Raw genomic sequence first — 15,787 nt, forward strand, 5'->3', positions numbered from 1 at the left:
ACTTAGAAATTAAGACATCATAAATGATGTGTTTCCTTAACAAAACAGCCATAAAATTTATGGCTGTTTCTTTTTATATTGGGTTAAACAGGAAGCTATTTAGCTATATGTAGCTGGAAAGTCTGCCCTTTTAAAATCTGATAGTCTTCTGGTTGTAACTTATTACCGGTCACAATATCCGTAAATTTAGTTAATGGTACAGAGGAGAACAGGGAATAAGAACCATATTTACTGCTATCAGCCACCAGAACGATTCGATTAGCTTTCTCGGCAATGCTGGCTTTAATTAATGCCTTTTCTTCGGTTGGTGCGGTAATGCCTTTATCTAAACTCCATGAGTTACAACTAACAAAGGCGATATCGGGATTAATCTGACGCAATAATAACCGCCCATGTTCACCAATACAGGACTGACTGCTATCATCAATTTTACCACCGATGATAGTCACTTCAATTTGTTTAAATTCAGATAAAAAGAGGGCGATATGTAAGTCCGCAGTAATCACCCGTAAAGGTAAATGAGTAAGGCGACGGGCAATTTCCAGCGTTGTGGTGCCTGCATCAAGCACAATAGAATCACCGGAATTGACAAAGCTGGCAGCAATATCAGCAATGGCACGCTTTTCGGCTATATTTTTATGAATTTTTTCGTGAGTAGTAGGCTGAACCGGAATAAAACGATTTAAAGAAACACCACCATGAGTACGGCTGATGGCTCCTTGTTCACTTAGTTTAATCAAGTCACGACGAATCGTTGCCGGTGACGCATCGGTCGCGATAACCAGATCCTCTACCGTAACCAGATTATGTTCTTTTAAATAGTCCATAATCTGATCTAATCGACTGTTTTTTGCCACTCGTGAAATCTCTTGCTAAACCCTGAATAGGTGAAATTTTAACACACTATTGCCAGATGTTAATAAGGGAGTGCTGTTAATGCTTCAAATTGTTCGTCGATGATTGCTCCGGTAAGCTCAGATACGTGTTTAATATTATGTCTTAAACAATAGATTTTAAGCTCATCAATAATCTGAGTCATGGCAGATGGCTGAATAAAACTGGTTGTTCCTACCTGTACAGCAGTTGCTCCGGCTAAGAAATATTCAATCACATCTTCCACAGAGCTGATGCCACCGCAACCAATAATTGGAATATTGACTTTTTTATAACACTGATACGTCATGCGGATCATAATTGGTTTAATTGCCGGACCTGAATAGCCACCCATAATATTACCTAGTTTTGGCCTGCGGGTATGAATATCAATCGCCATAGCCAAAATTGTATTACCCACAATTAAGGCGTCAGCACCTTCTGCTTCAGCTGCCTGAGCGACACTGGCGATATCACTGGTATTAGGGGTTAATTTTACCCATAACGGTAACTTTGTGGCCTGACGAAGAGCTTTTACCACTTTGGCGGTTGACTCAGCTTCCATAGCAAAGGCTTTACCGTGGGCTTCAATATTTGGACAGGAGATATTCGCTTCGATCCCTGCAATTCCCGGTACGCCATCAAGCTGCGCAGCAAGCGCAGCAAATTCTGCTGAGGTATTAGCCGAAATACTGGTAATCAGTGGTGAAGAGAACTGACGGTAAAAAGGCACCACATGTTCAAGATAGTAATCAACGCCTTTACTTGGGATACCAATCGCATTAAGCATGCCACTTGGCAGCTCACAAGCTCTTGGAACCGGATTACCGGCACGTAAGTCGTGTGTGAAGGTTTTGGTGACCAGAGCGCCTAACTGGTTAAAATCAATGATTGACGCAAGCTCAGTATCAAAAGTACCGGAGGCGGGCATAATAGGATTTTGCAGCGTTAATCCATTAATGTTGACAGAAAGATCTATCATAAAATCACCTCTTTAATATTAAATACCGGGCCGTCAATACAGACACGTTTACTTTTAGGCTCTGATTCACCTTCTTCTTTAAACGGCTTTATGCAGCAATAACACATACCAATGCCGCAGGCCATCTGTTGTTCGAGTGCAACTTCGCCTTCAATGTTTAATTGATTAACTAAATCTTGTAACAAATGAGTCAGGCGAGTAGAGCCACAAGTAAATACTGCATCAAAAGGTGAAGATTTATGACGAGTTAAAATAATATTTTTTACGTTTTCTACGTCACTGGATTTGTTGCTATCAATAACCTCGATAACAGAAGCTCCAGTAGCAGAAAAGCGGTGCTGAGACATAATGCTGTGCTGATCTCTGGCACTTAAAATAGCAGTGACTTTAATGCCTTTTTCTGCAGCACTTTCTGCCAGTGGTGCCAGTGTGGCTAAACCAACACCGCGACCAAGAACCAGAATATGTTTATATTCAGGCTTTAATGTAAATCCTTTACCTAAAGGGCCAAGTACCGGTAATTGCTGTTCTGCCTGCATCATAGCTAATGTACGAGTGCCACTGCCAGTGACTTTATAGAGAAATTCAACCTGACCTGTTTTAGGATTAGCAAAATAGGTACTCATCGGACGGCGGAAGTAAGGTTTATCGCTCTCAGTTTGTGGGCAAAGCAGATTAAAAAACTGCCCGGGCTCAACGGAAGCTGCCTTTTCACCGACATAAACAACCATATGTTTGTATTCGTTGTTTACCCATTCATTGCTTAAGATTTTTGATTGGCTATCTACTATAGTCATTTTTATTACCTGATTATTCTTGTAAACGTCTTAAATTAAGCATTTGCCAGCTCATGCAAGCTTGCTGTTAATAGTTTGGCTCCGGTCATAATGTCTTCAAATGTGCTGAACTCTTCATGATGATGGCTAATTCCTTTATAAGATGGAATAAAGATCATCGCTGCCGGGTATTTTTGTGCCATGTACATGGTGTCATGCCCGGCACCACTGAGCATTGTCATATAAGAGATATGTTGTTTTTCACACTGGTTTTGGATAACCTGACACACATCAGGATTTAATTTTACCGGTTGTTCTTGTGAAAAGGATTTTACTTCAATTCTGACATCAAATTGTTTTGCTGTTTCAGTTAATAAACTTTTTAGTCCGTCAGAGACACGATTTATACTATCCAGTTCAATGCCTCGGATATCAACATAGAATCTGACCTGACCGGGGATCACGTTAATCGCATTTGGTGTCACTGTTAACTTTCCAACAGTACCTACTGTGCCGTGCACCGATTCAATATTAGCTAAGTGATGAACTTCTGTAATAAGTGCTGCTGCTGCTACAAGTGCATCTTGTCTTTGATTCATTGGCGTTGCACCTGAGTGATCGGCATGACCAAAAATATCAATACATAAACGGGTGGGGGCGGCTATTCCTGTCACAATACCAATGTTTTTTTGTTGTTCTTCAAGGCATTTACCCTGTTCGATATGCAGTTCAATAAAAGCTGAAAAATAGTTATCCGGTAGTAAGCAGCTCTCTATTTCATGACTACGATAATAAGCGTGATCAATCGCTTCAAAAATATTGAGTTCCTGATTATCACGGCTGTCTGCCCATTTTTCTTTATCAAAGGCGCCGACTAAAGCTTTACTACCCATACATGAAATACCAAAACGACTTGATTCTTCAGCGCGAAAGATTACCAGTTCCAAATCACGTTTTAATTCATAAGGTTTAAATTGTAGCAACCCATAGATTCCACTTAGAACACCAATGATCCCATCATAAGCACCACCTTGTGGTACTGTATCTAAGTGGGAACCAGTACCCACAGCAGGTAGAGATGAATCTTTACCAGGCAGACGAGCAAATACGTTACCCATTGCATCTTGTCTCACCATCAGACCACGTTTTTGAATTTCGTTCATAATGTATTGATGGGCTCTTTCATCTTCGTCCGTGTAAGCCAGACGAGTTTGACCCTTATCTTTCGGATTGGCCGTAAAGGTAGTGAGTGTATCAAATAACTGTTTTAGCTCTATTTCAGTAAAAGCGCCATGCATGGGTATTATCCAAAATTAATAAATTGATTGTGAATCTAATTTTTGAGATTAAAAAGAAGCGATGATTATCAGTAGGTTGAATGGTTAACTGAGCTATCTTTTCTATTAAACATGCTTATTTTTAGTCTATTTGACTGATTTTTGCAATAAATAATCTTATTTTTGAGACTCATGTCATAAGTAACCTTAATACAATATGAGAATTATTTTTAAAATCTTCAATAAAATCAAATAGTTAAATTTTAAATAATATAATGATTATATTCAGGTTTTTCTGATAAAAGTGAGTTAAATAAGGCTGATAATGTTTAATTGATGAGGGATACAGAGAAAGTCCCCGGGTTATCCCGGGGACTTAGTGGAAGATTATTTATTCAAACGATTAAATTCATCTTTCGCTTTTTGTAGTTGTTCTGTAAACGTTGGTTCTGCATGTAGACGAGCAACGATTGCTGAGCCAACAATACGAGCTGCAGTTACGTCACTTTGCCAGTGATAACCACAAATAACTCGGCTTTGACCCATTTCATAACCACGATTGAGGATTGCTCCCTGATTGTCCGGATTGATTTCAGCTAAAACCAGCGCAGTTGCCCAGCCAATAGTGGTATGTCCTGACGGGTATGAACCATTTTTAGATAAAGTGGCTTCTTCATCAGAGCGACAGGTTGGTTCATTATAGAAAGCAAATGGACGAATACGCATATAGTAGTTTTTAGCGCTACGTGTTGCCAGGTCACCAGCATCTTCACGCATTTTTAGCACTAATTTAAACAACTCTGGTGTTTTGTCTTTTGTGATTGCCATACCAAAGGCTTGAGAGAAGGCATCGGCAACACCATCGCCAGTCACGTGGGCATCACGGAATGCTTGTTGCCCGCGCTCAGTACCGCGTAGCAATTTTCCTGCATCATATTGCGCTTTATCGTTTAAGAAGTCGATGCTATCCATTGCCGGTGGTGGTGGGAGCAACGTTAAACTATCAATAGATTGGGATTCTTTTAAAAAATAGAGATCAGGTTCGGTGGTAACGTCTTTAGCAGCAAGAGCAACATTAGCAAACAGGGAAGAAATAAAGACAGCAAGTAATACTTTTTTCATGGTAACCTCTTTTTAAATATGTGTGAGCCTCAGTAGGACTTTTTAATGATGATCACTAAACAGAATATTTCCATTCATAACATTAGAAGAATATATGTAGAAAAAAAGTAAATATTACAAAGACATAATTCAAAATATTGAATTAAGATGTCATGATGATTCTATGTAAAACCAGATAAAAAGACGACGATAATTGATAACAATTAATATCCATCAAATTGCACATCAAATGAATGCGGAATCGATAAGTTACCGGGAAACTCATTGGTAAATCAGCGTGTTGGGTAAACAGAATCGCTCAGTTAGTAAATAAAAATCCCCCAAAAGAGGGGGATTTTATCGTTATAGAAGTAAGTTAGGCTGTGAATAGTTTATTCATACGCTGAATAAAACTATTTGGATCAATAAGTGTGCCTTGTTCTGCAAACAGTGCTTGTTCAAGAAGGAGTTCAATCCAGTCTTTAAACTGTGCATCATCACTGATACTTGCAATACGTTTAACTAAAGCATGTTCAGGATTAATCTCTAGAGTATATTTTACTTCCGGTACTTTTTGGCCCGTTGCAGCCAACAGTTTTGCCATTTGAGTGGTCATTTCACTGGCGTCTGTTGTGACAATTGCAGGCGTATCTGTTAAACGATGAGTCAGTTTAACGTCTTTTACGCGAGTATCTAATAGTGTTTTTACACGTGTGACAAATGGTTCTAACTCTTTCTCTGCTTGTTTTTGCTCTTCTGTACTTTCAGTATCAGCGAGTTTTTCTAATGTTTCATCTGACTTACTCACAGACTGGAAGGTTTTCCCTTCAAATTCAGTTAAGTAGTTCATCATCCATTCGTCAATGCGGTCAGAAAGAAGTAAAACTTCGATACCTTTTTTGCGGAACAGTTCCAGATGAGGGCTGTTTTTGGCTGCAATATAGCTATCGGCAGTAATATAATAGATCTTATCCTGACCTTCTTGTAAACGAGCTAAATAGTCACTTAATGACACGGTTGGTAAATCGTTATCATTATGTGTTGAAGCAAAACGTAATAATTTAGCAATGGTTTCGCGATTAGCAAAATCCTCACCAGTTCCTTCTTTAAGAACTAAACCAAACTCTTGCCAGAATTGTTGATATTGTTCACTCTCATCTTTAGCCAGTTTCTCCAGCATTTGTAGCACACGTTTAGTACAGGCATTACGTAAATTTTGAGTGACTTTGCTGTCCTGTAAGATCTCACGAGAGACATTTAATGGTAAATCGTTAGAGTCGATTAAGCCTTTTACAAAACGCAGGTAATTTGGCATAAACTGCTCAGCATCGTCCATAATAAAGACACGATTGACATATAATTTTAAGCCATGTTGATGATCGCGATTCCACATATCCCAAGGTGCTTTAGCCGGGATATAGAGCAGGCTGGTATATTCTTGTTTACCTTCTACCCGATTATGACTCCAGGCTAATGGATCACTGAAATCATGAGAAATGTGTTTATAAAATTCTTTATATTCTTCATCACTGATTTCTGATTTACTGCGTGTCCAGAGTGCCTGAGCTTTATTAATTTTCTCCCATTTTGTTTCTTCACCGTCTTGTGTTTGCACTTCAACCGGCAGAGAAATATGGTCTGAGTATTTACTGATAATGCTTTTAATACGCCAGTCATCTAAGAACTCTTTTTCATCATCTCTCAGATGGAGAATAATTTCTGTACCGCGATCGGCTTTAGTCAGGTCTGATAGGGTGTATTCACCTTCACCGGCTGATTCCCACATAACAGCTTCATCAGCCTGATGACCTGCAGCACGCGTTTTGACGGTAACTTTATCGGCAACAATGAAAGAAGAGTAGAAACCTACACCAAACTGACCGATTAGCTGGCTGTCTTTAAGCTGCTCTGAACCGAGTGATTCTAAAAAGGCTTTAGTGCCTGAGCGGGCAATAGTACCTAAGTTCTCAATAACTTCATCACGCGTCATCCCGATACCATTGTCAGCAATGGTTAAGGTGCCGGCTTCTTTGTCTAAAGAGATTCTGACAGCAAGTTCAGCATTACTTTCATACAGAGCAGAGTTTGCTAAAGCTTTAAAGCGCAGCTTATCGGCAGCATCGGATGCGTTAGAGATTAGCTCACGTAGAAAGATTTCTTTATTAGAATAAAGAGAGTGAATCATTAAATGAAGAAGTTGCTTAACTTCGGATTGGAAACCACGAGTTTCAGTTCCTTGCTTACTCATTATTTACCTCTATATTTGTTCAACGTTCAAAATATTAATTTAACTTTGAATATATAGGAGTAGATGTCAAAATTTCAAGGGTAGGGACATAAAATCAAATAGGTCGCAATGGAAAACAGGCAGTATTGTATTCTTATTAGATTGTTTGGATGAAGTTGCGCGACATAGTCGCACTTTTATTTCAAAAACAGTAAATATTAAATCGGCAGGAAACCTGCTATAGAAGTCTTAGGAAACTGTCAAACTATTACGTTTATAGAGTTAGCGGTGAATCTAAAAACATTAGCGAACAGTCCGCCTAAGAAATTAAGCGAATTAAGAAACAATTTCAACAAGATTCCCATCCGGATCTTCAATAACTGCTTCATAATATCCGTCACCCGTTAACCTTGGCTTACCGACAAGTATGCCATCTTTTTCTGCTTGAGTTGCAATGTTATTAACTGCCTGCTCACTACCTACAGAGATTGCAATATGCACCCAGCCGGTCATATTGTTGGTTTCTTTAACTTTCACTAAATCAGGCTTGGTCATCAGCTCGATAGTTGGACCTTCCTGTAATTTAATGAAATAAGATTCAAATCCAGGATTATTTTTACTAATATATTTTTCGTTAGGTATACCAGAGAAATATTTTTTCCAGAATTCAACCTGGCACTCTAGATCACTCGTCCATAGTGCAATATGGGTAATTTTCATAAAACTCCAGCTCCAGATTAGATAATAATATTAAAAATGGATCGATTAGAGAATAAAAAAGGCGACTGATCAGCCGCCTTGATACATTCACTAATAAAAATTATTTAGCGATATGAGCAATTAAATCAAGAACTTTGTTTGAATAACCAACTTCGTTATCGTACCAAGCCACTAATTTAACGAAAGAGTCATTTAATGCAATACCTGCTTTCGCATCAAATACAGAAGTACATTTTTCACCTAAGAAATCAGTTGAAACAACTTCATCTTCTGTGTAACCCATAATGCCTTTTAATTCACCTTGTGAAGCATCTTTCATTGCTTTACAGATTTCAGCATAAGTAGTTGGTTTAGCTAAACGTGCAGTTAAGTCAACAACAGAAACGTCTGGAGTTGGAACACGGAAAGACATACCAGTTAATTTACCGTTTAGCTCAGGAATTACTTTACCTACAGCTTTAGCAGCACCAGTTGAAGATGGGATGATGTTTTGAGCGGCACCACGACCACCACGCCAGTCTTTAGCAGATGGACCATCAACAGTTTTTTGAGTTGCAGTTGTAGCATGAACTGTAGTCATTAGTGCTTCAACGATTCCGAATTTGTCGTGAAGAACTTTAGCTAAAGGTGCTAAACAGTTAGTTGTACAAGATGCGTTAGAAACGATATCTTGGCCAGCATAAGACTTATGGTTTACACCCATTACAAACATTGGAGTTGCATCTTTAGATGGTCCAGTCATAACAACTTTCTTAGCACCAGCCTGGATGTGTTTACGAGCAGAAGCATCGTCAAGGAATAAACCTGTACCTTCAGCAACAACGTCAACACCGATTTCATTCCATTTTAAGTTAGCAGGATCGCGCTCAGCTGTAACACGGATTGATTTACCGTTAACAACTAATTTGCCATCTTTAACTTCAACAGTACCGTTGAAACGACCGTGAGTTGAGTCATATTTAAGCATATAAGCCATATATTCTACGTCTAGAAGGTCATTGATACCTACGATTTCGATATCTGAACGCTCTTGAGCAGCACGGAAAACGATACGGCCGATACGACCAAATCCATTAATACCTACTTTGATTGTCATAGTCTTACCTTTTGGTTTTTAACGTTAAAATAACTATTACAACCTATCAAATTTTGCGGTTTTTTTCAAGTTAATAATTATGGTGATCTGTTGGGCTAGAGTTGATTATAATTAGGTTTTTCTAAGGCAATCTTAAACTTGTTCGTTGGTTGCAGGATGGGTAAATGTATACTATATTAAGCCACTTCTTATTGGTGCAAATATATCTTCATTTCTATGCGATTAAATACCAGTCAACAACAAGCTGTTGAGTACGTTTCCGGACCCTGTTTGGTTCTGGCGGGCGCAGGCTCGGGTAAAACTCGCGTAATCACCAATAAAATCGCTTATCTGATTCGTGAAGCGGGTTATCAAGCCAGACATATTGCTGCGGTCACTTTTACCAATAAAGCCGCCAGAGAGATGAAAGAACGAGTTGCCCAAACGTTAGGTCGTCAGGAGGCCAGAGGGTTGCTAATTTCAACTTTCCATACACTGGGTCTGGAAATCATTAAACGGGAACATGCCGCACTTGGTATTAAATCTAACTTTTCTCTGTTTGATGATCAGGACCAAATGGCACTGTTAAAAGATCTGACTGAGCAGTGGCTGGAAGGCGATAAAGACTTATTAAATCAGCTGCGTTCTACTATTTCTAACTGGAAAAATGACCTGATTGATCCGGTCATTGCCAAGGCGCGTTCTCATACTCAAAAAGATCAGCTCTTTGCACATTGCTATGATTTGTATGATAAGCAGCTCAGAGCCTGTGGTATTTTAGATTTTGATGATTTAATTCTTTTGCCAACGCTGTTATTACAAAAGAATGAAGAAGCTCGTGATCGCTGGCAAAATCGTATTCGCTATCTTTTGATTGATGAGTATCAGGATACCAATACTAGCCAGTATGAGTTTATTAAGTTGCTGGTGGGTCAAAGAGCTCGATTTACTGTGGTGGGTGATGATGATCAGTCAATTTATTCATGGCGTGGTGCTCGTCCACAAAATCTGGTGCTACTCAAAGAAGATTTTCCTGCTCTTAAAGTGATTAAGCTGGAGCAAAATTATCGTTCTTCCGGCCGAATTTTAAAAGCGGCGAATATTTTAATTGAAAATAACCCTCATATCTTTGAAAAGAAACTGTTTTCTGAACTGGGCTATGGTGAACACCTTAAAGTTATTTCTGCCGATAATGAAGAGCATGAAGCCGAGCGGGTTATTGGTGATTTAATTGGTCACCGCTTTGCTAATAACTCCCATTATGGTGAGTACGCCATTTTGTATCGGGGTAATCATCAGTCGCGGATCTTTGAAAAAGTTTTAATGCAAAATCGTATTCCTTACAAAATTTCAGGCGGGACATCGTTTTTCTCTCGCACAGAAATTAAAGATATTATGGCATATTTAAGACTTTTAACTAATCCGGATGATGATAATGCCTTTATTCGCATTATTAATACGCCAAAGCGGGAAATTGGTCCTGCGACACTGCAAAAACTTGGTGAGTGGGCGACTAAGCGTTCAGTGAGTTTATTTCATGCCAGTTCTGATATCGGGCTAACTGAGATTTTATCCGGCAAACGTCTGGAATCTTTAACAACATTTATTACGTGGTTCTCTGACTTAATGACACGAATTGAAACTGAGCCATTTGAAGTTGTTCAGGCTTTGCTGCATGGTATTCATTACGAAAGCTGGTTATATGAGACGTCACCATCACCAACGGCTGCAGATATGCGTATGCGTAACGTTGAGCAATTATTTACATGGCTGGGCGAAATGCTTAGAGGTGATGATCTTGATGAACCTATGACTCTGGCTCAAGCCGTTTCACGTTTTACTTTGCGCGATATGCTGGAACGCAATGAATCTGAAGAAGAGAATGATGAAGTCCAGCTAATGACGTTGCATGCTTCTAAAGGTCTTGAGTTTCCATATGTGTATCTAGTTGGAATGGAAGAGGGATTGTTACCTCATCAGGTGAGTATTGATGAGGAAAATATTGAAGAAGAACGCCGACTGGCTTATGTTGGAATTACCCGTGCACAGAAAGAACTAACCTTTTCATTAAGTCGCCAACGTCGCCAATATGGTGAAACGATTAATCCTGAACCAAGCCGGTTTCTACTCGAGCTTCCACAAGATGATATTCAGTGGGAAAGTCAAAAAACACAAGTCACAGCAGAGCAAAGAATGATAAAAGGTCAGAGTCGCTTATCAGCTTTAAGAGCACAAATCGAAAAAGCTAAAAATAGTTAACAAAGTGCCAAATAAAAATATTTAGCACTTTGCTGACTTTGAACTATTTACTGATCGGAAGACGTTTGCCAGCTATTGAGCTCACCATCTTTAACATGCTGATCAATATAATCTAACTCTTGCTGAGTAAATGTTAGGTTATTAAGTGCCATACAGTTCTCTTCCAGCTGCTCTGGTTTACTGGCTCCAATGAGCACTGTTGTGACACGTTTATCTTTTAAAATCCAGCTGAGCGCCATCTGCGCTAAACTTTGACCACGTTTTTGTGCCAGTTCATTTAATAGTCTGACTGCATTAAGATTTTTCTCACTTAACATTTTATCTTTAAATGATCCGCCTTTCTCTTTCACAAAACGTGAGTCAGTTGGAATTTCATTCAGATATTTGGTGGTTAAAAGTCCCTGAGCCAGCGGAGTAAAGGCAATACAACCAACACCATGCTTATCCAGAGTCTGTAATAACCCGTTTTCTACCCAGCGATTAAGAATATTATACGATGGCTGATGAATGAGCAGGGGAATTTTCCATTCTTTAAGCAGTGCAACCATGTTATTGGTACGTTCTGGTGAGTAGGAAGAGATACCAACATAGAGAGCTTTACCACTTTGCACGGCTGTAGCTAAAGCTGAGGCTGTCTCTTCCATTGGTGTATCTGGGTCAACGCGGTGCGAATAGAAGATATCAACATAGTCCAGCCCCATGCGCTGTAAACTTTGGTCTAAACTGGCTAATAAATATTTTCTGGAGCCGCCTTTACCATAAGGGCCTGGCCACATGTCATATCCTGCTTTGGTTGAAATAATCAGTTCATCACGATAAGGTTTTAGATCTTGCTTTAAGATGCGTCCGAAGTTTTCTTCTGCTGAACCTGGTGGTGGGCCATAGTTATTGGCTAAATCAAAATGGGTAATACCTAAGTCAAACGCTTTATGCAGCAATGTGCGTTGTGATTCCAGTGTATGATATTGATTACTAAAGTTATGCCAGAGTCCCAGAGAGAGCATTGGGAGTTGCAGACCACTTTGACCACAATAACGGTATTGCATAGTTTGATAACGATTGGGATTTGCAGAGTAAGGCATGTCAGTTTCTCCATTAAGATATATTTTAGATATTCCAAATAAGAACCAATGAATTAAAAACCTTTTAGTCAATAATGTACCGTTGATTGAGAAGAATGTCGATGTTAATCAGGATAAAAAAATCCCGCTGAGTGAGAATCACTGAGCGGGATTTGACTAGCTATAAACTAACTTCTTTTGCTGTATTATTCAGCTACCGGAGTTGTTTTTGATGGTTTTGACATCACAGCTCTGTGTTTGTGTTTAGTAAATACTTTAGTTACAAACACGAAGAATAACGGTACAAAGTAGATAGCAAGGAACGTCGCCGTTAACATACCACCGATTACACCTGTACCTACCGCATTTTGGCTGGCAGAACCTGCACCACTACTTAATGCTAGCGGTAACACCCCAAGAATAAAGGCAAATGATGTCATCAGAATTGGACGCAGACGTAAACGACATGCTTCAAGTGTTGCATCAATTAATGTTTTACCTTCTTTCTCAAGGGCATCTTTAGCAAATTCTACGATTAATATCGCATTCTTCGCGGCGAGCCCCATCGTCGTCAAGAGACCTACGATAAAGTAGATATCGTTTTCCAGACTTGCAAACATGGTTGCATAAACTGTACCAAAGATACCTAGTGGGATAACAAACAGTACCGAAATTGGAATACTCCAGCTCTCATATAGTGCTGCCAGTGACAAGAACACCACGATCAATGAGATAATATATAACGTTGTCGTTTGTGAACCTGTTTGACGTTCCTGATAAGAGATATCTGTCCAGTCAAATGAGAAACCAGTAGGAAGATTTTTGGTTAACTGTTCCATGATTGCCATTGCCTGACCAGAGCTTTGTCCCGGAACGGCTGAACCACTGATCCCCATTGCCGATACACCGTCGTAACGAACCAATGATGGTGAACCAAAGGTTTTAGATGTTGTTGCAAATGAATCAAATGGCACCATTTCACCCTGACTGTTCTTAACATGCCAGAAGCTAAAGTCATCTGGTAACATACGATAAGGAGCGTCAGCCTGTACGTATACTTTTTTAACCCGGTTGTTATACACGAAGTCATCGATATAAGATGAACCAAGTGCCGTTGATAACGTTGAGTTAATAGAACTTAAAGAGACACCTAAAGCCTGGGCTGTTTCGAAGTCCACATTAATTTTGTATTGTGGAACATCAAGCATACCAGATGGGCGAACCTGCATTAAGTTTGGATTTTGTGCCGCCATACCTAACATTTGGTAGAAAGCTGTCATTAATTCAGCATGTCCTTTACCACCGGCATCTTTTAGCATAAAGGAGAAGCCGTTTGCCATACCAAGTGATGGTACAGAAGGGATATTTGTTGCAAAGATACGGCCTTCACGGATTGAAGATAAGAATCCGTTAGCTCGACCCACAATTGCATCCACTTTCATATCTGAACCCGGGCGCTCATTCCAGTCTTTTAACTTGATAAAGCCTAGTGCCATGTTTTGACCACGACCACCCATACCAAAGCCAGCAACGGTAAATATCTCTTCAATCGCATCTTTTTCGTTTTCACGGAAGTAGTCAGAAGCTCTGTTTAGCACATCCTGAGTTTGTGATAAGGTTGAACCTGGCGGTAACTCTGCCATCAAAATGAGTACACCCTGATCCTCTGCCGGTAAGAAGCCGGTAGGTAGACGGTTGAAACCAAAAATCAACGCAAAGCAGATAAGTAAGTACGCACCAAAGCTAATAATTGGATGTTTAATAACTTTAATTACACCTTTTTCATAGACTTTTACACTACGATCAAAGGTACGGTTAAACCAGTTAAAGAAGCCTTTTTTCGCTTTCCCAAGCCAGGTAAATGGTGGAACGGTAGCAAGTTTCTCAAATGCAGTTTGTTTTGGTTTAGTGGTAAATTTCGATGGAGCTTTTAAAATTGTCGCACATAATGCTGGTGTTAACACAATCGCGATCACAACTGATAAGGTCATCGCCGTTACGATTGAGATTGAGAACTGACGATAAATACCACCAGCCGCACCACCATAGAATGCCATCGGTACGAATACTGCAGATAAGACGACCGCAATACCGACTAATGCAGAAGTGATCTGTTCCATCGATTTAATGGTCGCTTCACGAGGAGGAAGTCCTTCCTCATGCATGATCCGCTCCACGTTCTCGATAACAACGATGGCGTCATCCACCAGAAGCCCGATGGCCAGAACCATGGCGAACATGGAAAGAGTATTAATGGTAAATCCACAAATATAAAGAACTGCGAAAGTACCCAGTAATACAACCGGAACCGTAATCGTTGGTATCAATGTTGAACGGAAGTTCTGTAAGAACACGTACATAACTAAAACAACAAGGATAATTGCTTCAAATAGTGTTTGTACTACGTTCTCAATTGATAATGTAACGAATGGCGTTGTGTCATAAGGGAATTTATAACGGATATCGTCAGGGAAAATCGCAGATAATTCTTCGATTTTCTTATCAACAGCCGTCGATGTCTCTAACTGGTTAGCACCTGTGGCAAGGTAAATACCAAGACCTGATGAGGTATAACCATTAAAGCGAGATACGAATCCATAACCTTCTGCACCAAGTTCTACTTTAGCAACATCTTGTAGTAAAACTTTAGAACCATCCTGATTTACACGAACAAGAATGTTTTGGAACTCTTCAGCTGTTTTTAAACGAGACTGAGCAGTGATTGTCGCATTTAACTCCTGACCTTCAGTTGCAGGGTAGGCACCAAGCTGACCCGCAGTTACCTGCGCGTTTTGTGCTTGTATTGCAGCTGTAATTTCAGAAGTAGATAATTTGTAATAGGTTAACTTATGTGGATCTAACCAGATACGCATCGCATATTCAGAACCGAATAATTGAGTATCACCTACACCTTGCACACGACGAACCGGGTCTTGTACTGTTGAGTAAATAAAGTCTGCGATATCTGCTTGTGTTTTTTCCGGGTTAGTTGAGTAGAATGCCACAACTTTTAAGAAGTTATTGTTATTCTTAGCAACTGATACACCGTTTTTTTGAACACTTTCAGGTAAACGCGATTTAATCCCTTCAACTTTATTTAACACCTGTACCTGAGCAACGTCCGGGTTTGTACCTGGGGCAAAGGTTAGGGTGGTTTGTACTAAACCTGCAGAACTACTGGATGATTTCATATAAATTAAGTTATCAATACCAGTTAAGTTTTGCTCAATTAGCTGTGTTACTGTATTTTCAATGGTTTCGGCATCCGCACCCGGATATACCGCAGTTACTGTTACTGCTGGTGGTGCTATATCTGGATATTGCTCGATTGGCAGCAGCTTAATAGCCAGCGCACCCCCGAGCATCATCATAATAGCAATTACCCAAGCAAAAACAGGGCGATCGATAAAAAACTTAGCCATATTTCAAAAAACTC

At 39.7% G+C, this 15,787-nt stretch carries 11 protein-coding genes; 1 reads left to right on the plus strand and 10 read right to left on the minus strand.

The window, feature by feature from the left end; genetic code table 11:
* Positions 1–95: 95 nt before the first annotated feature.
* The 8 genes from IPMB12_RS05510 to gap form a co-directional block, all read right to left on the minus strand.
* A complete protein-coding gene (locus IPMB12_RS05510) occupies positions 96–827 on the minus strand; it encodes a DeoR/GlpR family DNA-binding transcription regulator (RefSeq protein WP_166917704.1) in 732 nt (243 codons plus the stop codon).
* An 89-nt stretch (positions 828–916) separates the two neighbouring features.
* Complete coding sequence (locus IPMB12_RS05515) at positions 917–1,855, minus strand: dihydroorotate dehydrogenase (RefSeq protein WP_166915724.1); 939 nt, start codon at positions 1,853–1,855, stop codon at positions 917–919.
* Positions 1,852–2,652 (minus strand): dihydroorotate dehydrogenase electron transfer subunit, encoded by an 801-nt coding sequence (locus tag IPMB12_RS05520; RefSeq protein ID WP_166915726.1) that lies wholly within the window; start codon positions 2,650–2,652, stop codon positions 1,852–1,854. The genes IPMB12_RS05515 and IPMB12_RS05520 overlap by 4 nt, the downstream gene beginning before the upstream one ends.
* Positions 2,653–2,687: 35 nt before the next feature.
* Positions 2,688–3,929, minus strand: a complete 1,242-nt coding sequence (locus IPMB12_RS05525) for a Zn-dependent hydrolase (protein ID WP_166915728.1) — start codon at positions 3,927–3,929, stop codon at positions 2,688–2,690.
* 366 nt (positions 3,930–4,295) lie between these two features.
* A complete protein-coding gene (locus IPMB12_RS05530) occupies positions 4,296–5,030 on the minus strand; it encodes an acid phosphatase (protein ID WP_166915730.1) in 735 nt (244 codons plus the stop codon).
* A gap of 355 nt (positions 5,031–5,385) precedes the next feature.
* Positions 5,386–7,257 (minus strand): molecular chaperone HtpG, encoded by a 1,872-nt coding sequence (htpG, locus tag IPMB12_RS05535; protein ID WP_166915732.1) that lies wholly within the window; start codon positions 7,255–7,257, stop codon positions 5,386–5,388.
* A gap of 315 nt (positions 7,258–7,572) precedes the next feature.
* Positions 7,573–7,956, minus strand: a complete 384-nt coding sequence (locus IPMB12_RS05540; RefSeq protein WP_166915734.1) for a VOC family protein — start codon at positions 7,954–7,956, stop codon at positions 7,573–7,575.
* Between the two features lie 100 nt (positions 7,957–8,056).
* Positions 8,057–9,052 (minus strand): type I glyceraldehyde-3-phosphate dehydrogenase, encoded by a 996-nt coding sequence (gene gap / locus IPMB12_RS05545; RefSeq protein WP_166915736.1) that lies wholly within the window; start codon positions 9,050–9,052, stop codon positions 8,057–8,059.
* Between the two features lie 216 nt (positions 9,053–9,268).
* Here gap and rep point away from each other — a divergent pair, with 216 nt between their 5' ends.
* Positions 9,269–11,290 carry a DNA helicase Rep gene (gene rep, locus IPMB12_RS05550; RefSeq protein WP_166915738.1) on the plus strand — a complete coding sequence of 674 codons (2,022 nt, stop codon included), beginning with the start codon at positions 9,269–9,271 and terminating at the stop codon, positions 11,288–11,290.
* 47 nt (positions 11,291–11,337) lie between these two features.
* Here rep and mgrA read toward each other — a convergent pair whose 3' ends face one another.
* Both mgrA and IPMB12_RS05560 read right to left on the minus strand, forming a co-directional pair.
* A complete protein-coding gene (gene mgrA / locus IPMB12_RS05555) occupies positions 11,338–12,372 on the minus strand; it encodes an L-glyceraldehyde 3-phosphate reductase (protein WP_166915740.1) in 1,035 nt (344 codons plus the stop codon).
* Positions 12,373–12,557: 185 nt separating this feature from the next.
* Positions 12,558–15,773: an efflux RND transporter permease subunit gene (locus tag IPMB12_RS05560; RefSeq protein WP_166915742.1), complete on the minus strand. Its 3,216-nt coding sequence runs from the start codon at positions 15,771–15,773 to the stop codon at positions 12,558–12,560.
* Between the last annotated feature and the right edge of the window lie 14 nt (positions 15,774–15,787).

This window comes from Zophobihabitans entericus (genome assembly GCF_011745665.1).
GTDB lineage: Bacteria > Pseudomonadota > Gammaproteobacteria > Enterobacterales > Orbaceae > Zophobihabitans > Zophobihabitans entericus.